The following is a 20,431-nucleotide window of genomic DNA, read 5'->3' on the forward strand; positions in this document are numbered from 1 at the left end:
CCCTATAATCTGGCGCGCTGTGCCGGGCGTCGGCCCGGGGAAATGCAACTTATTAATTCGAACTGGTTTTGGTAGACGACAGATATGCTTCACGCGATGCGAAAAGGAGCCAGCGGATGGCTCGCAAAAGGTTTGTTACTTCTTCTTGTCGCGAGTTTCGGCGTTTGGGGAATTGGCGGCGATATGCTCTCCAGTTCCGTCGGCAGCAATGTGATCGAAGTCGGTGACACCTCTGTCTCCCTCGGCGAGTTCCAGCGCGACTACCAGCGTAATCTCAATATGCTGTCGCAGCGCTTCAATACGCAGCTGACGCAGGAACAGGCACGCCAGTTCGGTCTGGCGCAGATGACGGTCAACCAGATCGCCTCCCGCGCCCTCGTCGATGAAAAGACCAGAACCCTTCGCCTCAGTGCCGATGATGACGCCGTGCGCAGGATGATCCAGAGCCAGCCCGCCTTCCGGAACCAGGCCGGACAGTTCGACCGCTTTCTGTTCGAACAGTTCCTGTCCCGCAATGGATACAGTGAAGGGGAGTATATCGAGATTGTCCGCAACGATATCACCGGCGAACAGCTTTTCGGTACACTCGAGTTGGGTGTGAACAAGGCCCCGGATGTCCTTATAGATACTTTTTATGCCTTTCTCGCGGAGAAAAGGACGGCTGAATATATCGATATCAAGGACAGCAGCATCGGTTTTGCCCCCGCTCCAACCGATGAAGAGCTTGAAGAATTGATTCAATCAGCGCCCGAGAATTATTCCGCGCCCGAATATCGCAGGCTGAGCTACGTCCTTCTTACCCCTGAAGCCATCGCAGCGGCGACAGAGGTCTCGGAAGAAGAGCTCCGTGCCGAGTTCGAGGCCCGCAAGGATCAACTGGATACGCCGGAACGGCGCCATGTTGAACAGATGATTTTCGAAACCGAGGAAGCCGCCGCGGCGGCCCGTCAGAAAATTGCGGATGGGGAAGATTTCGCCGATGTCGCCATGGCGGATCTTCAGCTCACCACATCGGATATCGATCTTGGCCTGATGGCGTCCTCCGATCTGCTGCCGGAGCTTCAGGATGCCGTTTTCAGCCTTGAGAAGGATGGCGTGACTGAGCCGATCAAGACGGTTCTCGGCTGGCATCTGGCAAAAGTAACTGAAATCCAGCCTGGCGAAACCCGAGACTTCGCGGATGTGCGGGAGCAGCTGATGAAAGATATCCAGCTCGGCCAGGCGCAAGAGCTACTTTATGATCAGGCCACACGGCTTGAGGATGAATTCGCCGGCGGCGCGAAACTCAACGAGGCGGCCACAACGCTTGATCTCAAACTGGTCACGACCGACTGGATCGATGCCAGCGGCAATGACAAATCCGGTAATGCCGCTGATCTCCCCGATGTCACCGGCTTCCTGACTGAAGCCTTTGCCCGGAGCCCGGAGGATGAGCCGGAAGTGAGTGAGGCAGACGGCGGCGGATATTATGCGGTTGCCGTTACCGAAATTGAGGCCGCAGCCGTCAAATCTCTTGATGAAGTCCGCGAGCAGGTCACCGAGGACTGGCAGGACAACTGGCGGCATGAGGAAGCAAGGAAGAAGGCCGAAGCCCTCCTCGTCGAGCTGAATGGCGGCAAAACGCTTGAGGCCGCGGCGAATGAGCTGGGCCTGACCGTCCAGACCTCGCAACCCGTTCTGAGAGTTGGCAGCGCCGAGGAGTTATCCCCCGTTGCCCGCGACGGATTGTTCGATTTGCAGCCCGGCGCCTATGGCGTGAATGTCAACAAGGCGGGCGATGGGACGCTCGTCTACGGCGTTGCCGATGTCATTCCGGCCGATCCGGCGAGTGATGAAGATGCCTTTACCCAGATGAAGGAGCAGGTCACGGCCAGCATCCGGGCCGGCATTCTCACGGAATATGAAAATTATCTTCAGAAAGACATCGGTATTTCCGTCAAGGAACAGCTGATCCAGGAATATTTTTAAAGATGTCCATTCAACCCAGCTTTGCCGATTTCAAGGAGAAGCATGACGGCGGGCAGTCCCAGATACTCTGGACAACGCTGGTGGCCGATCTTGAAACCCCTGTCTCAGCGATGATGAAGCTCGCGGAAGGACAGGCCAACTCCTTCCTGCTTGAATCCGTTGAAGGCGGCGCGGTTCGCGGGCGCTACTCGATTATCGGTCTCAAACCGGACCTGATCTGGCGCTGTGACGGGAATGAAGCCCGCATCAACCGGATGGCCCGCTTCGATCCCGACGCCTTCGTCGCCTGTGATCAGCCGGTGCTGCAAAGTTTGCAGGCCCTGATCGACGAAAGTCATATCGACCTGCCGCCCAACCTGCCCCCGATGGCCGCCGGACTGGTCGGTTATATGTCCTATGACACTGTCCGGCTGATGGAGAAAATTCCGGATGGCAACCCTGATCATCTGAAAATTCCGGAAGGGATGTTCATTCGCCCGACGGTGATGGCGATTTTCGATTCCATCCTTGATCTGGTCACCATCATCACACCGATCTGGTCGGAGGATGACCGCTCTGCCCAGAGCGCCTATAATCATGCGGCCGAACGGCTTTCAGATGCCGTACAGGATTTCGAGCGCAGCCTGCCGCATTCCGCGTCTTTTGAGGTCGGCAGTCTTGACCTGCCCGAACCGACCTCGAATACGACCAAGGCCGAATACTACAAAATGGTTGAAAAGGCGAAGGAATATATCCGCGCCGGTGACATATTCCAGGTCGTACCATCGCAACGCTTTGAATTGCCGTTCGAACTGCCCTCGCTTGCGCTCTACCGCGCCTTGCGGCGGACGAACCCCTCCCCATTCATGTTCTATCTCAATTTCGGGGAATTCTCTATTGTCGGCTCCAGTCCGGAAATCCTTGTCCGCCTGCGTGACGGCATGGTCACGGTCCGGCCGATTGCCGGTACCCGTCCGCGCGGGGCGACCGCCGCCGAGGACGCCGCCCTCGCCGAGGATCTGCTGTCGGATCCGAAGGAACTCGCCGAACATCTCATGCTACTTGACCTTGGCCGCAATGACGTTGGCCGCGTCGCGAAAATCGGCAGCGTGAAAGTCACGGAGAAGATGGAGATCGAGAATTACTCTCACGTTATGCATATCGTCTCCAACGTGGAAGGTAAGATCGCGGACGGGCTGACAGCCATCGACGCGCTGAAGGCCGGTTTCCCGGCCGGCACGGTTTCCGGTGCTCCCAAAGTGCGGGCGATGGAGATTATTGACGAGCTTGAGAAGAGCCGCCGCGGCGTCTATGCCGGTGCGGTCGGCTATATCTCCGCCAACGGCTCGATGGATACCTGCATCGCGCTGCGTACGGCACTGGTGAAAGACAACAAGGTCTATATTCAAGCAGGTGGCGGCGTCGTTGCCGATAGCGATCCGGAAGCCGAATATCAGGAGACCGTCAATAAGGCGAAAGCCCTTGTCCGTGCCGCGCAGGAAGCGGTGCGCTACGCGTCGAGCAGCGGCCGCAACCGTTAAGCGCTTCGCGTGTTATCCCTTGAAGGTGAGCGCTGTAACGGCGCTCACCGGTACGAATAGAAATCCCTTCTTCTTCGCCTCCGGCAGCCATTTTTTCAGAACCCGGATCGTTTCCGGATGCGGATGCCCGATGGCGATGGCAACGCCAGCGCGTTCCGCAATGACTTCCACTTTCGCCAGCTGTTTCAGGATCGCCTCATCCTCAATGACATGATCGATAAAGATATCCCGCTTGACAGACGGCATGCCACGTTCCACAGCAAGGCGGAACCCGGCCGAGGCCGAAGTCGTTTTTGAATCCAAGAACAGCAGTCCTCGCTCCGCCATGATGTCCATCACGACGGCCATCGCCTCGCTGTCGGCGGTAAAGCGGCTGCCCATATGGTTATTCACACCGACATAACCGCTGAAACTGTCCAGATTGCGGATAGTCCGCTCGCGAAGTTCCTCCAAACCCAGGCCCGTCAACAGAGCATCAGGTCCCGGGTCCGCTTCAGACGAGGTGGGCTCCATCGGCAGATGCAGCATAACCTCGTTCCCTTCCTGGCGGGTCAGTTCGACCTTTCCCTGAAGTGACGGCGCATACGGCAAGAAAGCGAGTGTCATCAATGCCGGGAGTGCGTTCAATTCCTCCACCCGGCGATGACTGAGACCGACATCATCGATCACAATGGCGATCAGCGGTTTATCCTGCAACGGCGGCGCGAGCGCGGCATAGCGTTTCCAAGCAGGTACTTCCGTTGAGAGCTTCTCCGTCGTCAGCGCCTCTATCGCGGGATCAAGTTTTATTGGCTCCGCGGCCTCGGGCTCAATCGGAAGCGCCGCGATCTGCAGCGGCACCTCTTCCGTTCTCGAAACAACTGGGTAATCATTATAGGCATACGGGCTCTCCGGCACGAAAACGCCCGGCTTGGCAGCCGCCTTTTCAACCTCGACCGGTGCGGCAAGCGCACTGACCACCTGCAATTCGGGTTTATGGGCTTCCGGACCAAAGAGTTTGCCGATCAGGATGCCGCCACTGACGCTGATGATCAGGACCGCAACGCACAGAATGGCGATCCGCGCAGGCGCCTCCGTTATGCGGTCCACCCACGACAGCTCTGCCGATTTGCCTTTTCCCTTATTCCGGGATGTCATGACCTATGGACCCTTTACGATACGATACTGTTGCCTGCTTATGTTAATTCTATTTCAATATGGTAAACAAGGCATAAAAATGGCGAAGTGGAAGCCGAAAAGGGCTAATGTTCTCTTGATTTTGTGGTGAAAAAGAAGAAACTGCTAGTCAAACGAGTAAGGTCTTCGACTGTGGCGGCAGATAATTCTGCCAAGACAATAAGAAAGCATGATATAATATTGATATGATTACGTTAATCGATAACTACGACAGCTTTACCTACAATCTCGTCCATTTTCTTGGGGAATTGGGCGCCGAGGTGAAAGTATACCGGAACAATGTCGTGACCGTTGATGCGGTCTTCGATGAAAAGCCCGACGGGATTGTCCTTTCTCCGGGGCCCTGCGATCCGGACCGGGCGGGCATCTGCCTTGAGACAGTCAAACGGGCGAGCGTGACGGGAACGCCGCTTCTCGGTGTCTGTCTCGGCCACCAGGCGATCGGCCAGGTGTTCGGCGGCAAAGTTGTCCGCGCCAACCAGTTGATGCATGGCAAAACCTCCGAGATTATTCATGCTGGCACCGGTCTTTTTGAGGGCCTGCCAAACCGGTTTATCGCGACGCGGTATCACTCCCTTACCATTGATCCGGCGACGGTCCCGAATACGCTGGAGGTCACAGCGAATACGGATGACGGTGTCATCATGGGGCTCAGTCATAAAACACTGCCGCTGCACGGCGTTCAGTTTCATCCCGAAAGCATCGCATCCGAGCATGGGCATGCATTGCTGCAGAATTTCCTGAATCTGACACGACCGGACAGCAGGGCGGCCGCATGAAGAATGTTCAACCCAGTTTCAAGGCGCTGATTGCAACAATCGCGTCCGGCAAAACCCTGACCGTGGATGAGGCAAAGGCTGCGTTCAACATCATCCTCTCCGGCGATGCCACGCCAGCGCAGATGGGCGCCTTCCTGATGGGCCTGCATTTGCGCGGCGAGACGGTGGATGAACTGATCGGCGGCGTTTCGGTCCTGCGTGAAAAAGCAACCTATATCACGGCGCCGGAAAATGCCGTCGATGTTGTCGGAACCGGCGGCGACGGCCACGGCACTCTCAATATTTCCACCGCCGCCGCTTTTATCACCGCAGGTGCGGGTGTTCCGGTGGCCAAGCATGGCAACAAGGCCGCCTCCTCCCGCTCGGGCACGGCGGATGTCCAGGCCGTTCTCGGAATCAATACGGAATGCGACTTCGCCTTGACGGAGCGGGCGATACATGAAGCCGGTATCGGTTTCATGGTCGCCTATCGCCACCACGGTGCCATGCGCCATGTCGGCCCGACACGGGGTGAGCTTGGCATTCGTACGATTTTTAACCTGCTCGGCGTCATGTCCAACCCAGCTGCGGTCAAGCGACAGTTGATCGGCGTATATGACATGCGCTGGATGCATCCGATGGCGGAGACGCTTCGAAAACTTGGATCGACCCATATCTGGATCATGGAAGGGTCTGACGGTCTCGATGAATTGACGACCACGGGCCCGTCCAGAGTGGTAGAGATGAAAGATGGCGACATCACGGAGTTTGAAATCACTCCTGAGCAATTCGGCATCCAAAAGGTCTCTCTCGAGGAACTTAAGGGCGGGACACCTGAGGAAAATGCAAAAGCCCTGATGGCCTTGCTGAATGGCACACCCGGTCCCTATCGGGATGTTGCTCTGCTGAACGCCGGGGCGGCCATCATGATCGGCGGAAAATGTGACACCGTGGCCGAAGGTATTGAGCTTGCCAGACAATCCATAGATACGGGTGCGGCGCTCAGCGCGTTTGAAGCTCTCAAACGGATTTCCAATGAAACGGTTAAAGCGGTATGAGTATTCTCGCAAAAATCTGCAATGACAAACGCCAGCATATTCGCGACTGCAAGGACCGGGTCATACTTTCGGATGTCGAGGCGACGGCGAAAGCGGCGGAGGCTCCGCGCGGTTTTATTCGCGCGCTCAGGAGCCGCCGGGAGGCCGGAGAATACGGACTGATCGCGGAAATCAAGAAAGCCTCTCCTTCGAAGGGGCTGATCCGGGAGGATTTCGATCCGCCTGCCCTGGCAAAAGCCTATGAGGCAGGCGGCGCGACCTGCCTGTCGGTCCTCACCGATATCCCCTATTTTCAGGGCGCGGACGATTACCTTGTGGCAGCGCGCAGCGCCGTCTCCCTGCCCGTCTTGCGCAAGGATTTCATGCTCGACCCCTATCAGGTTGTCGAGGCGCGGGCCCTCGGCGCGGATTGTATCCTGCTGATCATGGCAGCCCTTGACGATACGGAGGCAAAGGAGCTGGAAGCGGCGGCCCATGACTGGGGCATGGACGTTCTGATCGAGGTACATGACCGCAGCGAACTCGACCGCGCCGTCAATCTCAAAAGCCCTTTGATCGGGATCAATAACCGCAATCTCAAAACCCTCGAGGTGGATATCGCGACGACGGAGGAACTCGCCGGCGCCCTGCCGGAGGGGTGTCTCGCCGTCAGTGAGAGCGGCCTCTATACGCCCGCCGATCTTGCGCGCATGGAAAAGGCCGGTTGCGGTATCTTCCTTGTCGGTGAATCTTTGATGCGGCAGGCGGATGTTGCCATTGCCGTACGGTCCCTGCTGGCCCGGATATAAGGAGGTCCCATGAGCGGACTCACTCATTTCGACAAAAAAGGCGCCGCCCATATGGTCGATGTCGGCGACAAGGATGTCACCGAACGCGAAGCGACCGCGACGGCCAGCATCAAAATGGCACCGGAAACCCTAGCGCTGATCCGTGATGGCAAGGCAAACAAGGGGGATGTGCTCGGGGTTGCCCGCCTCGCCGGCATTATGGCGGCGAAGAAAACCGCTGATCTGATCCCGCTCTGCCATCCGCTCGCGCTCAGCAAGGTGAATGTAGAGTTTATCATCGATGAGAAAAACAGCCGGATCGAGGCGCAGGTGACCTGCAAGCTGGAAGGACGGACCGGCGTCGAGATGGAGGCGCTCACCGCCGTGTCCATCGCCGCCCTTACCATTTATGACATGTGCAAGGCCGTCGATCGCGGCATGACGATTACCGAAACAAAGCTGCTACATAAAAGTGGCGGTAAATCAGGAACTTATAACGCGTCATGATCTCGGTAGAGGAAGCCCGCAAGAATATCCTGAAGGAGATTCGCGCCGTCGGGACGGAAGTCGTCTCTCTGCAGACCGCCGCCGGGCGCGTGCTGGCGGAAGATGCCCGCTCCCGCCGGACACAGCCGCCTGCCGACCTATCCGCAATGGACGGCTTCGCGGTGAAAGCCGCCGACCTCGGAGCAATTCCGGCCCGTCTAAAGATTGTCGGCGAGGTTCCGGCGGGCGGGTCCTACGACAAGCCGGTGCAGACGGGCGAAGCAGTCCGCATTTTCACCGGCGCGGCGCTTCCCTCCGGCACCGATACCATCATTATTCAGGAAGATACGGAGTTCGATACCAAAACCGTGACGATCAAGGAAGGTGCGACAAGGGGGACATATGTCCGGCCTGCGGGCCTTGATTTCAGTGCCGGTGACGTCGGGATAAAAGCGCCGACGATCCTGACTCCACGGGATATCGGGCTGCTGGCGGCAATGGATATTCCATGGATCACCGTGCGGCGCAAGCCGAAAATCGCACTCTTATCGACGGGAGACGAGCTTGTCCGGCCCGGCGAGCCGCTTGGCCCCAATCAAATCATCTCCTCCAACAGTCTGGCCGTCGGCGCCCTGATCGAGGCGGCGGGCGGTGAAGCGCTTGATCTCGGGATCGCCGAGGATAACGCGGACTCCCTCCGCGAGAAAGTCATGAACGCGAGATCGGCGGATATGCTCATCACTCTCGGCGGCGCCTCCGTCGGGGACCACGACCTGATCCAGCCTGTCCTCGGGAAAGAAGGACTGAGTGTCGACTTCTGGCGGATTGCCATGCGTCCCGGCAAACCGCTGATGTTTGGCAGCTTCGCAGGCATACCGATGCTGGGTATGCCCGGAAACCCGGTTTCCAGCCTAATCTGCAGCTTTCTCTTTCTGATCCCCGCCCTTGATGCATTGCGCGGCCTCACCCCGAGAACGCCCCCCCGGCAGCGGGCCATTCTCAGCCATGCATTGAAGGCAAATGACCAGCGGGAAGATTACATGCGCGCTGTCATCACCGATGATGCAGGAGAGTTACCGGTCATCCGGCTTTTTGAAAAGCAGGACAGCTCCATGCTCTCACCGCTCTCTCTTGCCGATTGCCTGGTCGTCCGCGCGCCATTCGCTGCCGCCCTGCCCGTGGGATCGGAAGTGGATATTATCCCGCTCAACCGCCGCTATCCGTCCATCTGAACCGCTTGCAAGCCCGGGCGCTTTTCCCTTGACGCGGGAAAAGAACTTTTGTAGAACATTTGAAAATGTTTTTGATTTGTTCTTTATGGTGGTTTCGGTCATGCTGACAAAAAAACAGCATCAGCTTCTTCTCTACATTCACGAATGCCTGGAAAGTCGCGGCGTGTCCCCGTCTTTCGATGAAATGAAGGAAGCGCTTGACCTGAAATCGAAATCCGGCATTCACCGTTTGATTACGGGACTGACGGAACGGGGGTTTATCCGCCGCCTGCCCCACCGTGCCCGCGCACTGGAAGTATTGAAGCTGCCCGATGATCTCAGAAACAGGGCCGCCAGAAAGACAAAAATCGCCTTGCCTGCCCAGGATGATAATCTGGTCGAGGTAAATTTCGCCAAGAATAACGACCGCCGGGAGAGTATGGATGACGATCATTCATATGGCGATGAGGATCCGGCTGTGCAGAGCCTGCCCCTTTACGGGCGGATTGCCGCCGGTACGGCGATTGAAGCCTTGAGCGACCCGAGTAGTTTCGTCGATGTGCCCTCGGGTATGCTCGCGTCCGGTCGGCATTACTGCCTTGAAGTGGCGGGCGATTCAATGATCGATGCCGGGATTCATGACGGCGATACCGTAATCATCCGCGAAAGCGAGACGGCAGAAAATGGCAAGATTGTCGTTGCCTTGATCGATGATTTTGAAGTGACCCTGAAGCGGCTGCGGCGCAAGGGAGGGTCCATCGCCTTGGAGGCTGCCAATCCGGACTATGAAACACGCATCTTCGGGCCGGATCAGGTCAAGGTGCAGGGCCATCTTGTCGGCCTCTTCCGCAAATACTGAGGCCAAGTTGATTTAGTCCGCCGCTCGCTCCGGTCTTTCACGATAGCGGAGCGGCACCCACGGCCGGTTTCCCCTAAGTCCGTTGCTGGTTTCCACATGGATCTGGCCTGCGGCATCAAAATAAAGGCTATGCGTCCCTTCCCGCCAGAGATCGAACTTGCCGATGACCAGCCGCGCCGCAGGACATTCCTCCGGCGCCGGAACAGGGCTTATGATAATGTCGGCCCGTTTGCAGTCCGCCTCCACACCCGCCATCGTTGCCGGAAAGGCGATGATATCCGGCCCTCTCCGGTACACACATCCATAGGGATCGCAGGACAATCCCGGTAGCGGCTCCTTCGCAATTTCCTCGCCCATCACCAGTCGCCAGCGTTCCGCCTCGAACCGATCGGCCCGGCGAGTGGAAAGATAGATTTCTCCCTCCTCGCTCTTCACCGCGTAAAGATTGCCGCTTTCGGAGATCAGGATATCCGGCGATCGGTTGAACAGGAACGAGAGGAAGAGAATGCCCAGCATCGGCACGGCCAGCCAGCGCACCGGTTGACGCCAGATGACATACCAGAGCCCGAGTACGGTAATCGCAATCAGCTGCAAAACCGAGAAAGAGCCGAGAAACTGCACCGCCTCGGGCCAGGATGCGGTCTCCGCCGCCACGCGCAGGATCATGTCGATGCCGCTGCCAACGACAACAAGCGGAAATGAGAGACCAAACGGATAGCAAATAAAGGACAGGATAACCCCCGGCATCACCCACAGGCCCATCAGGGGAACGGCGAGAAAATTGGCGATCAGGCTATAGGCCGCTACCTGTCCGAAATGATAGAGCGCAAAAGGCGCGGTCGCGAGCCCGGCAACGAGGGACGTCAATGTGATACCGATCAGATAGGCAAGGCTGCGGCGGATGATCCCGCCGCTTCGCGCAAAACCGCCGAGCCATGGCCCGAACTGTTCATAGAGCGAAATCAGGGCAAAAACAGCGGCAAAAGACATCTGGAAACTCGCCGTGACAAGGCTCTCCGGATACAGGGTCAGGATGATCACCGCTGCCATCGCTACCATGCGCAGGGAAAGCGCCGTCCGGTCGAAGCAGATTGCGACGAAAAGCGCCGAGATCATGATGAAGGCCCGAACGGCGGAAACGCTCATCCCGCTCACGAACAGATATCCGGCGAGCCCCAGCAGCGCGACGACGGCGGCGATCTTCTTGATCGGATAGTAGAGCGCCACATAAGGTATGAGCGCCAGCAGAAGACGGACTGCGAAGAAAATCAGGCCGCCGATCATCCCCATATGCATGCCGGAGATCGCCAACAGATGAGCCAGCCCCGAAAATCGCATGTTATCGAGCTGTTCCTCAGGGATTGCCGACTTGTCTCCGGTCATGATGGCAATGATAAAACCGGCATTTTCCGGGGGCACGTTGGCCATGACAAATTCGGCGATTCGCGCTCTTATCCCGGCCGACAACTGGCGAACGCGCGAGAAAAAATCGCTATCCTCCCCGAGAATTTCAAACGCACTGATACTGTAGCCGACCGCGCCGATGGACTGGTAATAGGAATGACGCTGGAAATCATAGCCGCCGGGATAGGCGGGCTCCGGCGGCGGCAACAGCACCGCTTTTACACGAATGATCTGCCCAGGCCGGACATCGTCAAAATTGGTGCGCGACGACAGCCGGATATGGTGGAGTTTCGGGAAGTCATCTTGCCCTGTAACTGTAATATCCCCGAGCAGAAACCGGGCCGCGTCATATCCGGTGGATTTTTCGAGCACACTCGCACGGAGCTCCGTGACGGCCTTCTTCTGCAGGATCGGCGCATCGACAATCTGCGTCCGTAGGATGGCCGCTGAAAAACCAATCGCAACAAGCAACAGGACGCCGGGGATCAAGACGTAACCGCTCTCCGCTCTGCCCTTCAGCCGAAGCAGGCCGAGCGTCGGAACGAGGGGAGCCGCGAGCCATACGGGCCCCGGTTCTATCGGAAGCGCGAAGTAGAGGGCAATGCCGAAGCCGATGAGCACCGGGAACCAGAGAAACCAACGCGACCGGTCAGACCGGAACTGATCAGCCAGCTTTTCCAGATTGTGCGAGCTCATTTGGGTCATGGCGCGGACCTTCCGACGGCATGCTTGCCCTCCGCCATGACAAAGGGTACAAAAGCCTGTTTTTAATAACCATCCGGTTTCAATTTATAATCGAACGGAATGTAAAGTAAATTCTTATGACTGTCGTAACACGTTTCGCTCCCTCACCTACTGGTTTCCTGCATATCGGCGGCGCCCGGACGGCCCTGTTCAACTGGCTCTATGCGCGCCATAACAAAGGGAAATTCCTTCTCCGGATCGAGGATACGGACCGGGAGCGGTCCACCGATGCCGCCATCGACGCCATTCTGGATGGCCTGAACTGGCTCGGGCTTGACTGGGACGAGGAGCCGGTCTTCCAGTTTTCCCGGCGTGAACGCCATGCGGAAGTCGCCCGTGACTTGCTGGCAGCCGGCAAAGCCTATTATTGCTATGCCTCCCGCGAGGAACTTGCGGAGATGCGCGAAACGGCGCGGGCGGAGGGTCGCCCTCCGATCTATGACGGACGCTGGCGGGACAAGGATCCGTCGGCGGCACCAGCTGGCGTCGATCCCGTCGTCCGGTTCAAGTCTCCCAACCATGGCGAAACGGTTGTAAGGGATCTCGTGCAGGGCGATGTCACCTTTGCCAACCAACAGCTCGATGACATGATCCTGCTCCGGGCGGACGGAACCCCGACCTACATGCTTTCCGTAGTGGTGGATGACCATGACATGGAGGTTACCGATATTATCCGCGGTGACGACCATCTGACCAACGCAGCGCGGCAACAGCAGCTGATCGAGGCAATCGGCTGGACAGTACCCCGTTATACCCATATTCCGCTGATTCACGGCCCCGATGGCGCCAAGCTCTCAAAACGGCACGGCGCGCTCGGCGTGGACGCTTATCGTGACATGGGGTATCTGCCCGAGGCATTGCGGAATTACCTGCTCCGGTTGGGCTGGTCCCATGGCGATGACGAAGTGATCTCGACCGAGCAGGCGATTGACTGGTTCAACCTTGAAAATGTTGGAAAATCGGCGGCCCGCTTCGATTTTGCCAAGCTCGAGAACCTCAATGGCATCTATATTCGCGGTGCAGATGATGCCTATCTGACATGCCTTGTAGCGCCGATACTGGCGGAAAAGACCGGTCAGGATATAAGCCCTAATCAACTGAAACTAATAGAAAAAGCCATGAATGGCTTGAAAGAACGCGCAAAATCTGTAAACTCGCTTGCGGAGAGTTCCCTGTTCCTTATCGCCGAGCGGCCACTCACGCTGGACGACAAAGCCAAAAGCCTGATAACTGAAGAGGCAAGCGCTGTTCTGACGCGGCTGGCGGACCGATTGGAGGCGCTGGAGGACTGGAACGCAGAGGATTTGGAAGCGGCCGTTCGGGCAACGGCAGAGGCGGAAGGCCTCAAACTGGGTAAAATCGCGCAACCGTTGAGGGCCGCGTTGACAGGAACCACAGTTTCGCCCGGTATCTTTGACGTTCTCGACGTCCTCGGACGGGAACAGTCAATCGGACGTATTCGGGATGCGGCTCTCGCGTAAGATTACGGCGCATGGGGCGAGTGCACCAATGAAAGCTTTATACAAAAGAAAGAAATTCCACCCGGAATTTTGTCAATGATACGGGCGCAATCAGCCTGAAAAATAAAAAGGAAGTGGATGAATGAGTAGCTCTACTGTTACCGGCAACGTCACCCTGTCAGAAGGAAGCGACGATACCCTTAGCCTGCCTCTCATTGCGGGCACCGTCGGGCCGTCTGTTATTGACGTTCGCAAGCTATATGCCGATACAGGTCATTTCACCTATGATCCAGGCTTTACGTCTACGGCATCCTGTGATTCCGCGATTACCTATATCGATGGCGATGCGGGCATCCTGATGCATCGCGGCTACAAGATTGAGGAACTTGCGGAGAAGAGTGACTTTATGGAAGTCTGCTATCTGCTGCTGAAAGGCGAATTGCCGACACAGCCGCAGAAGGATAAGTTCTCCCACGACATCACCTATCACACGATGCTGCATGAGCAGCTGACCCAATTCTACCGCGGCTTCCGTCGTGATGCACATCCGATGGCCGTCATGGTCGGCGTGGTCGGTGCCCTGTCCGCCTTCTATCACGACAGTACGGATATCACGGATCCGCAACAGCGGATGATCGCCAGCTATCGCCTGATCGCGAAAATGCCGACGATCGCCGCAATGGCCTACAAATACTCTGTAGGTCAGCCTTTCATCTATCCGAGCAATGACATGTCCTATGCGGAAAACTTCCTGCATATGACCTTCAGCGTACCGGCAGAGCGCTACAAACTCTCGCCCACCATTGCCCGGGCCATGGACCGGATTTTCATCCTCCATGCGGATCATGAGCAGAACGCCTCGACATCGACGGTGCGTCTGGCCGGATCTTCCGGCGCCAATCCGTTTGCCTGTATTGCAGCGGGTATTGCCTGTCTCTGGGGTCCCGCTCACGGCGGCGCGAACGAGGCTGTGCTGACCATGCTCAACCAGATCGGCAGCGTCGACCGGGTTCAGGAGTTCATTGCCAAGGCAAAGGACAAGAACGATCCCTTCCGCCTGATGGGCTTCGGCCACCGGGTCTACAAGAACTATGATCCGCGTGCCAAGGTCATGCAGCAGACCTGCTATGAGGTGCTGGATGAGTTGGGCATCAAGGATGAGCCGATGCTCAAGCTGGCGATGGAACTTGAAAAGATCGCGCTGAATGATCCCTATTTCATCGAGAAGAAGCTCTTCCCGAACGTCGACTTCTACTCCGGTATCATTCTGCAGGCGCTTGGCTTCCCGACAAGCATGTTCACCGTGCTCTTCGCTCTCGCCCGTACCGTTGGCTGGGTGGCGCAGTGGAACGAGATGATGGAAGATCCATCACAGAAAATCGGCCGGCCGCGTCAACTGTACACAGGGGCAACTGAGCGCCCTTATGTTGATATCAGCAAACGGTAATCGGATGAGCGGAGCCTCACCAACAAGCAAGAAATTGACGCCTTCGGTCCCGACCGGGGGCGTCAAACCTGCCAAACGGCTCTATCTGAGGGCGGCCAACGACAATCGGGCGCCCTTCCTCTACCGTGCGAAAAAACTCTCGATGATCCTGCTGCCGGCAGCGATGCTGCTCTTTTTTGCAGGCGTCTGGTATTTCGGCGGCGCGTAAAGCGGCCTATTTTCGCTCAATAAGCTCTATCTTGTAGCCATCCGGATCCTCGATAAAGGCGATCACGGATGTCCCATGCTTCATCGGCCCGGGTGGCCGCGGAATATTGACGCCCTGAGCCGCCAGCTTGTCGCAAATTCCATAAATATCCTGCACCCCAAGCGCGAGGTGACCGAACCCGTTGCCAAGATCATAGGGCTCTTCCTGATCCCAGTTATGGGTCAGTTCAATAACGGCCGTATCTTTTTCCTCGCCATACCCAACGAAAGCCAATGTGAATTTTCCGCCCGGAAAATCGGTCCGCCGGAGAAGCTTCATCTCCAGCGTATCGACATAGAATTTGATCGACTTGTCGAGATCCTTGACCCGGATCATCGTGTGCAGCAGTCTGAAGTTGTTCTTATCGTCGCCGCTCATGTCGTTTTATCCCTTGTAATGAGTTTCAAGATAATATCCGCCGCCCGTGCACCGGGGGCCGCGCCGCCCTCACCCAACAGTAACATGGCCTCGCCGCAGGAAACAATCTGCTGGCGGCGCTTTTCCTCTGAGTGGAAAAGATCACCAAGCGCACCTGCGAGGTTTGCAGCCGTGCAATCTTCAAGCAGGAATTCCGGCACCACTTCGCGCTTGAGCAGGATGTTGATCAGATTGACATAGTCGAGCCTGACCACCCGCCGTGCGATCCAGCCGGTCACCGGGTTCATGCGATAGGCAATGACGCTTGGCAGGCGGGCAAGCGCCAGCTCCAGCGCGACAGTTCCCGACGCGGCGAGCGCCGCATCGGAGGCTGCCATCGCATCATATTTCTCCGTCTCCCCGTCAACGACAAGGATGTCCAATTCCCACTGCGCTGTCTCCTGCCGGACGACATCCGCCGCACGGCCAATCACCGGTACAACAAGGCGGAACCTCCCAATATCTTCACGCAAACGGGACACCGTTTCCCGGAAGATGGGCAGATGACGGCTCACTTCCCCGCGCCGGCTTCCCGGCAGCAGCATCAGGAGGTTCTCATCCGGATCGATGTCGTAACGCGCCCGAAAGGCCGGGCCATCTCCCTTGTTAGCACCGCTCTCGATGACGGAATGGCCGACAAAGTCGGCGGGAAGCCCGACAGCTTCGAAATAGGGCGGCTCAAACGGCAACAAGGTGAGAAGGTGATCATAGATATCGGCGATTTTCTTTGCCCGCCCCGGTCGCCAAGCCCAAACAGACGGCGCAACATAATGAACTTTCGGGAAATGGCTTCCCGCCAATTGCCGGGCCACGCGGAAACTGAAATCCGGCGCATCGACGGTAATGAAAACATCGGGAGAGAATTCTCGCGCCGCGGTCGCCGTTTGTTTGATCCGCTTCAGCAGTTGAGGAAGCCTCGGCAGGACCTCAAAGAGGCCCATGACACTCAACTCCTCCATTGGAAAGAGAGTCTCAAGTCCCTGCTCAGCCATCAACGGGCCGCCGACACCATAAAATTCTGTGTCAGGTGCTTTTTCCTTCAGCCCCACCATAAGACGCGCCGCCAGCGCATCACCGGAGGCTTCGCCCGCCAATATGAAAACCCTGTAACGGCCGGCGGAGGCCATTATGACCCGCTTTCCGGGTCCAGGCCGATCAGGAAAATACCCGCGACGTCCGCGCGCCGGATCGCTTCCTTCATATCGAGGATGAGGGTTTTGTGTTCTTCGAGTGCGATACCGCGCAAATTTGCCTCGGCGGCGAGCGTCACGGTCTCCGGCCCGATTGTCGGCATGTCCGCCTTCAACTCCTGACCGGGCTTTGAAAGTTTGACGAGAACCCCTGCCCGCTTATCCCATGCGAAGGCGGCGGAGCGGGTCAACAGGCCGTCCGTCCCTTCCGCTGCCTCGACGGCAAGGACATATCCGTCGCGCAGGATGGCAGCCTGACCGATATCCAGTGCCCCGACCGCCTTGACGATCCGCACGCCAGCCGCAATATCCGCATCGTCCTGTTCTGTCGGGGATACCTTCCCAAGTTGGCCGGAGGGGACCAGCAAATCGCTCGCCAGCTCATGGGCACCGATAATTGTGAACCCTTTTTCCTGCAGGTAGCCGGTGATCGCCCGCATCAGACCATCATCCCCCTTGCGGCTGGCCCCGGTAATCCGGGCAAGCAGCTTCACCCCCTCCATATCGGGTACAAGGTTTTTAAGATTTGGCCGTTTTACGGGTCCAGCGAGGGTAATATGGGTGCATTTTTCACGCGCGAGGGCTTTGAGAAAACGCCCGACCTTGGTGATCCGGATTACCTCATGCGAAAAATCTTTGTATTGCGCCGGGTCGGCTTCCCCCTCGATAAGAAGAAGATAAGGGTCCTTTCCGTCCACCTGAAGCGCTGTTGCCAGTGCAAGGGGCAAGCTTCCGCTGCCGGCAATAATGCCGACCCGCATTGAACTTGCATCATTCCGGATGACAGAATCCACGCTTCGTTTCCTCATTGACAAAATTGAGGACCGTTTGCACTGACGAAAATTTACTATATTCCTCCGGCATGGATTTGCAGCGCTCCGCAAAGGTGCCCTCCCCGGAGAAAAGATATTTATACGCGCTGCGCAAGGCGTGAATATCATCACGGGAGAAGCCCCGCCGTTTCATTCCGGTAAGGTTAAGCCCGCCAAGCGCCGCACGATTTCCCGTAGCCGACCCAAAGGGGATGATATCCGTCTCCACTCCGGAAGCGCCGCCAATCATAGCATGTTCGCCGATCCGGACAAACTGGTGTACTGCCGACAGTCCACCAATAATCACAGAATCGCCAAGGGTGACATGCCCGCCCAGCGTCGCATTATTCACAAGAATGACATGATTTCCAAGGATACAGTCATGGGCGATATGCGCCCCGATCATCAACAGGCAATTGTCACCAACCCGGGTCTGCATGCCGCCGCCTTCGGTCCCGGGGTTGATCGTAACATGCTCCCGTATCGTGCAATGCTCACCGATGACAAGTTCGGAATTTTCCCCATTGTATTTCAGATCCTGCGGCGCATGACCGACGGAGGCAAAGGGAAAGATGATTGTCCCTCTTCCGATCTTCGTATTGCCGGCAACGGCGACATGGGATTTCAGCGTCACATCGGCGGCAAGTGCTACATCCTTGCCCACCACACAAAAAGGACCTACTTCGGCGTCCGGATGTATCGAAGCACCGTCTTCGATAATCGCTGTTTGATGAATTTTGCCCATTCGGTACCCAGTCAATCTAACGTATCAGTAAAAATGTGCGCTATAGCTAACGCGGAACAGCCCGGATCACAAATCAAGCTGTGTTACAGCCGGTTACCTGAATTTTAGTCAACAATCATGGCGGCGAAATCGGCCTCCGCCACTTTCTTCCCCTCCACCATGACCTCGCCGGAAAACCGCCAGACAGCGCCGCGATTCTGCTTCACTTTGACATGAACATACATGGTATCACCCGGCGTGACGGGCTTGCGAAAGCGCGCATTGTCGATCGACATGAAAAAGACATGCTTGCCTTGTGACTCCGCTCCCAGACTCTTGATCACAAGAACACCCGCAGTCTGCGCCATGGATTCAACAATCATGACCCCCGGCATAATTGGCCTGTTGGGGAAATGCCCCTGGAAATGGGGTTCATTCATCGTCACATTCTTGATACCAACCGCAGACTCATTGGGAACAATCTCGATCATTCGATCCACCAGAAGCATCGGATAGCGGTGCGGTATCATATCCAGAATATTCAGAATATCGAGGGCATCAGCCGTATCAGAGGAGGAACGATCATTCATGTTGCAGAACCCTTGTTATTCGATAGTTTACGCAAAGTCGCCATCTGGCGGAAAAACTGTTTACGGGGGCGTGCCGGGAACCCGGCATATATCTCGCCTGCCGGCACATCAGAAATAACGCCGGATTTTGCCGAGACCTGAGCACCTTCGCCAATTTTAATATGGCCCGCCAAGCCGACTTGCCCCCCAATAACTACGAAATCCCCGATCACCGTACTGCCGGAAATGCCAGTCTGGGCCGCAATGATAACGCCCTTGCCAATCGTCACGTTATGACCCACCTGAACCAGATTATCAAGCCAGGTATTGTCGCCAATGATCGTATCCGGACCGGAACCGCGATCAATCGTCGTATTTGCGCCAAACTCGCAATTAGACCCAATGATAACGCGGCCAAGTTGCGGAATCTTCACATGCTCTGCGGGGTCGGGCGCAAACCCGAAACCATCCTGGCCGATCTTTACACCGCTATGAATGAAGGCGTTATCGCCAATTTGGCAAAAGCTTAACACAACACCCGCACCAAGACGGCAATCACTGCCAATCCTGATTCCCCGGTTCAGAAATGAGTGCGGACCGATGATGCAGTTGTCGCCGACGACAGCATTCTCCTCAATCACTACATATGCTCCGATGGAGGGATTTTTGCCAATGGTGGCTTTGGGTGAGATTACCGCCGTTGGATGCACTTCCCCATTGCCGAGAACAGGCTGATAGAACTTGTTGGCAATCCGCGCATAAGCTTTATAGGGGTCCTCCGCAACCAGAATGGACAATCCCTTCGGGAATTTTTTAAGGGCTGCCCGGGCCGCAATGCAGGCCGTCGCGTTCGTATTCAGAAACTGATCCAGATATTTCAAATTGCTTAGAAACGTCAAATCCCCTTCCCCGGCCTGATCCAGCGGCCGGACGTCAGAAATCATGATATTCGGATCCACCTCCGGTGCCAGTTCCACATCCGGCAGCTCGGCGAGTTCTGCAAGAGAAAAAGGCCCTGCAACCTGATAGAAATGAGGATCAGGCATCAGCTTTTCTTCAAGGGGACGAGTTCAACCTTGGTTTTTTCCAGTTCCTTGTTGAGGCGGCTTATCACTGCTTCCGTCATTTCCAGCGGCTTTTCCGCAAACAGGATTTCACTCACATCCACAACAAGTGTCGCGCCATATTCATCCATGACCGCACGGACAATAGGGATCATCTGCTCCTTCACCTTATCGAGAGCCTTGATTCGGCTTCGCTGCAACTGCCGGTTCCGTTCCTGTACATTGACACGGAAAGCCGCCGCCTTACGATTAAAATCCGCCTGCTTTTTAGAATACGCATCCGGTGTTACCAGAGTTTTCTGGCGCTCAATCTGAGTTTTCTCATCCTTCAGTTTCTGTTCTGCCGCTGTCAGCTCCGCATTTACCTCTTCCTCATAGGCAGCCATTTGTGCATCGATATCCTGGGCAACATCAATCTCGCGCATGATCTTCTGCATATCAACGACGCCGATTTTCGCGTTCGGCGATGTCTGGGCTAAACTCGACTGGCTGAAAGCCGTCACTAAAATCAACAGGAATATGGTGCATTTCAGAATTCTTGAGATCATTT

Annotated in this window: 20 protein-coding genes; 11 read left to right on the forward strand and 9 right to left on the reverse strand. The window is 56.6% G+C overall.

Translation table 11 applies throughout. The annotated features are described in order from the left end of the window. Positions 1-96 precede the first annotated feature (96 nt). Positions 97-1,968 carry a SurA N-terminal domain-containing protein gene (locus AAC599_RS16720; RefSeq protein ID WP_340151547.1) on the forward strand — a complete coding sequence of 624 codons (1,872 nt, stop codon included), beginning with the start codon at positions 97-99 and terminating at the stop codon, positions 1,966-1,968. Between the two features lie 2 nt (positions 1,969-1,970). Beyond that, positions 1,971-3,488: an anthranilate synthase component I gene (gene trpE, locus AAC599_RS16725; RefSeq protein WP_340151548.1), complete on the forward strand. Its 1,518-nt coding sequence runs from the start codon at positions 1,971-1,973 to the stop codon at positions 3,486-3,488. Between the two features lie 12 nt (positions 3,489-3,500). On the opposite strand, the gene AAC599_RS16730 is transcribed toward trpE, so the two are convergent. Next, entirely contained in the window at positions 3,501-4,625 is a 1,125-nt protein-coding gene (locus tag AAC599_RS16730) for a divergent polysaccharide deacetylase family protein (RefSeq protein WP_340151549.1), read from the reverse strand. Positions 4,626-4,849: 224 nt separating this feature from the next. On the opposite strand from AAC599_RS16730, the gene AAC599_RS16735 reads away from it, so the two are divergent. The 6 genes from AAC599_RS16735 (at position 4,850) to lexA (ending at position 9,803) form a co-directional block, all read left to right on the forward strand. Then, on the forward strand, positions 4,850-5,443 hold the full coding sequence (locus AAC599_RS16735; protein ID WP_340151550.1) for an aminodeoxychorismate/anthranilate synthase component II: 594 nt from the start codon (positions 4,850-4,852) through the stop codon (positions 5,441-5,443). Next, positions 5,440-6,480, forward strand: a complete 1,041-nt coding sequence (gene trpD / locus AAC599_RS16740; protein WP_340151551.1) for an anthranilate phosphoribosyltransferase — start codon at positions 5,440-5,442, stop codon at positions 6,478-6,480. The genes AAC599_RS16735 and trpD overlap by 4 nt, the downstream gene beginning before the upstream one ends. Continuing rightward, a complete protein-coding gene (gene trpC / locus AAC599_RS16745; protein ID WP_340151552.1) occupies positions 6,477-7,268 on the forward strand; it encodes an indole-3-glycerol phosphate synthase TrpC in 792 nt (263 codons plus the stop codon). Before trpD ends, trpC begins: the two co-directional genes overlap by 4 nt. A 9-nt stretch (positions 7,269-7,277) precedes the next feature. Beyond that, positions 7,278-7,754, forward strand: a complete 477-nt coding sequence (gene moaC, locus AAC599_RS16750) for a cyclic pyranopterin monophosphate synthase MoaC (protein ID WP_340151553.1) — start codon at positions 7,278-7,280, stop codon at positions 7,752-7,754. After that, positions 7,751-8,965 carry a gephyrin-like molybdotransferase Glp gene (glp, locus tag AAC599_RS16755; protein ID WP_340151554.1) on the forward strand — a complete coding sequence of 405 codons (1,215 nt, stop codon included), beginning with the start codon at positions 7,751-7,753 and terminating at the stop codon, positions 8,963-8,965. Before moaC ends, glp begins: the two co-directional genes overlap by 4 nt. Before the next feature lie 100 nt (positions 8,966-9,065). Further along, positions 9,066-9,803 (forward strand): transcriptional repressor LexA, encoded by a 738-nt coding sequence (gene lexA / locus AAC599_RS16760; RefSeq protein WP_340151555.1) that lies wholly within the window; start codon positions 9,066-9,068, stop codon positions 9,801-9,803. Positions 9,804-9,815: 12 nt separating this feature from the next. On the opposite strand, the gene AAC599_RS16765 is transcribed toward lexA, so the two are convergent. Continuing rightward, on the reverse strand, positions 9,816-11,912 hold the full coding sequence (locus AAC599_RS16765) for a ComEC/Rec2 family competence protein (RefSeq protein WP_340151556.1): 2,097 nt from the start codon (positions 11,910-11,912) through the stop codon (positions 9,816-9,818). Between the two features lie 116 nt (positions 11,913-12,028). On the opposite strand from AAC599_RS16765, the gene gltX reads away from it, so the two are divergent. The 3 genes from gltX to AAC599_RS16780 all read left to right on the forward strand — a co-directional run bounded on the left by gltX (position 12,029) and on the right by AAC599_RS16780 (position 15,066). Further along, a complete protein-coding gene (gene gltX / locus AAC599_RS16770; RefSeq protein WP_340151557.1) occupies positions 12,029-13,432 on the forward strand; it encodes a glutamate--tRNA ligase in 1,404 nt (467 codons plus the stop codon). Positions 13,433-13,553: 121 nt separating this feature from the next. Continuing rightward, positions 13,554-14,858 (forward strand): citrate synthase, encoded by a 1,305-nt coding sequence (gene gltA, locus AAC599_RS16775; protein ID WP_340151558.1) that lies wholly within the window; start codon positions 13,554-13,556, stop codon positions 14,856-14,858. Between the two features lie 4 nt (positions 14,859-14,862). After that, the gene (locus AAC599_RS16780; RefSeq protein WP_293959149.1) at positions 14,863-15,066 is read left to right on the forward strand and encodes a hypothetical protein; all 204 of its coding nucleotides are present in this window, start codon (positions 14,863-14,865) and stop codon (positions 15,064-15,066) included. Between the two features lie 6 nt (positions 15,067-15,072). Here the strand turns inward: AAC599_RS16780 and gloA are convergent, their stop codons facing one another. The 7 genes from gloA to AAC599_RS16815 all read right to left on the reverse strand — a co-directional run bounded on the left by gloA (position 15,073) and on the right by AAC599_RS16815 (position 20,429). Next, positions 15,073-15,483, reverse strand: coding sequence for a lactoylglutathione lyase (gene gloA, locus AAC599_RS16785; RefSeq protein ID WP_293959151.1), 411 nt, complete (start codon positions 15,481-15,483; stop codon positions 15,073-15,075). Then, positions 15,480-16,649 (reverse strand): lipid-A-disaccharide synthase, encoded by a 1,170-nt coding sequence (gene lpxB / locus AAC599_RS16790; RefSeq protein ID WP_340151559.1) that lies wholly within the window; start codon positions 16,647-16,649, stop codon positions 15,480-15,482. Before lpxB ends, gloA begins: the two co-directional genes overlap by 4 nt. Next, complete coding sequence (gene lpxI, locus AAC599_RS16795) at positions 16,649-17,506, reverse strand: UDP-2,3-diacylglucosamine diphosphatase LpxI (RefSeq protein WP_340151560.1); 858 nt, start codon at positions 17,504-17,506, stop codon at positions 16,649-16,651. The genes lpxB and lpxI overlap by 1 nt, the downstream gene beginning before the upstream one ends. Next, on the reverse strand, positions 17,484-18,269 hold the full coding sequence (gene lpxA / locus AAC599_RS16800) for an acyl-ACP--UDP-N-acetylglucosamine O-acyltransferase (RefSeq protein ID WP_340151561.1): 786 nt from the start codon (positions 18,267-18,269) through the stop codon (positions 17,484-17,486). Before lpxA ends, lpxI begins: the two co-directional genes overlap by 23 nt. Before the next feature lie 104 nt (positions 18,270-18,373). Continuing rightward, the gene (gene fabZ, locus AAC599_RS16805; protein WP_340151562.1) at positions 18,374-18,838 is read right to left on the reverse strand and encodes a 3-hydroxyacyl-ACP dehydratase FabZ; all 465 of its coding nucleotides are present in this window, start codon (positions 18,836-18,838) and stop codon (positions 18,374-18,376) included. Beyond that, a complete protein-coding gene (gene lpxD, locus AAC599_RS16810; RefSeq protein ID WP_340151563.1) occupies positions 18,835-19,863 on the reverse strand; it encodes a UDP-3-O-(3-hydroxymyristoyl)glucosamine N-acyltransferase in 1,029 nt (342 codons plus the stop codon). Before lpxD ends, fabZ begins: the two co-directional genes overlap by 4 nt. Next, positions 19,863-20,429, reverse strand: a complete 567-nt coding sequence (locus AAC599_RS16815; RefSeq protein ID WP_340151564.1) for an OmpH family outer membrane protein — start codon at positions 20,427-20,429, stop codon at positions 19,863-19,865. Before AAC599_RS16815 ends, lpxD begins: the two co-directional genes overlap by 1 nt. Between the last annotated feature and the right edge of the window lie 2 nt (positions 20,430-20,431).

It is taken from the genome of uncultured Sneathiella sp. (genome assembly GCF_963976355.1).
GTDB lineage: Bacteria > Pseudomonadota > Alphaproteobacteria > Sneathiellales > Sneathiellaceae > Sneathiella.

Coding starts and splice junctions, on each gene's coding strand:
- AAC599_RS16720 (WP_340151547.1), top strand. CDS start 97: ATGCGAAAAGGAGCCAGCGGATGGCTCGCAAAAGGTTTGTTACTTCTT.
- AAC599_RS16815 (WP_340151564.1), bottom strand. CDS start 20,429: ATGATCTCAAGAATTCTGAAATGCACCATATTCCTGTTGATTTTAGTG.
- trpE (WP_340151548.1), top strand. CDS start 1,971: ATGTCCATTCAACCCAGCTTTGCCGATTTCAAGGAGAAGCATGACGGC.
- lpxB (WP_340151559.1), bottom strand. CDS start 16,649: ATGGCCTCCGCCGGCCGTTACAGGGTTTTCATATTGGCGGGCGAAGCC.
- fabZ (WP_340151562.1), bottom strand. CDS start 18,838: ATGAATGATCGTTCCTCCTCTGATACGGCTGATGCCCTCGATATTCTG.
- trpC (WP_340151552.1), top strand. CDS start 6,477: ATGAGTATTCTCGCAAAAATCTGCAATGACAAACGCCAGCATATTCGC.
- lpxD (WP_340151563.1), bottom strand. CDS start 19,863: ATGCCTGATCCTCATTTCTATCAGGTTGCAGGGCCTTTTTCTCTTGCA.
- AAC599_RS16735 (WP_340151550.1), top strand. CDS start 4,850: ATGATTACGTTAATCGATAACTACGACAGCTTTACCTACAATCTCGTC.
- lexA (WP_340151555.1), top strand. CDS start 9,066: ATGCTGACAAAAAAACAGCATCAGCTTCTTCTCTACATTCACGAATGC.
- AAC599_RS16780 (WP_293959149.1), top strand. CDS start 14,863: ATGAGCGGAGCCTCACCAACAAGCAAGAAATTGACGCCTTCGGTCCCG.
- AAC599_RS16765 (WP_340151556.1), bottom strand. CDS start 11,912: ATGACCCAAATGAGCTCGCACAATCTGGAAAAGCTGGCTGATCAGTTC.
- gltX (WP_340151557.1), top strand. CDS start 12,029: ATGACTGTCGTAACACGTTTCGCTCCCTCACCTACTGGTTTCCTGCAT.
- gloA (WP_293959151.1), bottom strand. CDS start 15,483: ATGAGCGGCGACGATAAGAACAACTTCAGACTGCTGCACACGATGATC.
- trpD (WP_340151551.1), top strand. CDS start 5,440: ATGAAGAATGTTCAACCCAGTTTCAAGGCGCTGATTGCAACAATCGCG.
- gltA (WP_340151558.1), top strand. CDS start 13,554: ATGAGTAGCTCTACTGTTACCGGCAACGTCACCCTGTCAGAAGGAAGC.
- lpxA (WP_340151561.1), bottom strand. CDS start 18,269: ATGGGCAAAATTCATCAAACAGCGATTATCGAAGACGGTGCTTCGATA.
- moaC (WP_340151553.1), top strand. CDS start 7,278: ATGAGCGGACTCACTCATTTCGACAAAAAAGGCGCCGCCCATATGGTC.
- AAC599_RS16730 (WP_340151549.1), bottom strand. CDS start 4,625: ATGACATCCCGGAATAAGGGAAAAGGCAAATCGGCAGAGCTGTCGTGG.
- glp (WP_340151554.1), top strand. CDS start 7,751: ATGATCTCGGTAGAGGAAGCCCGCAAGAATATCCTGAAGGAGATTCGC.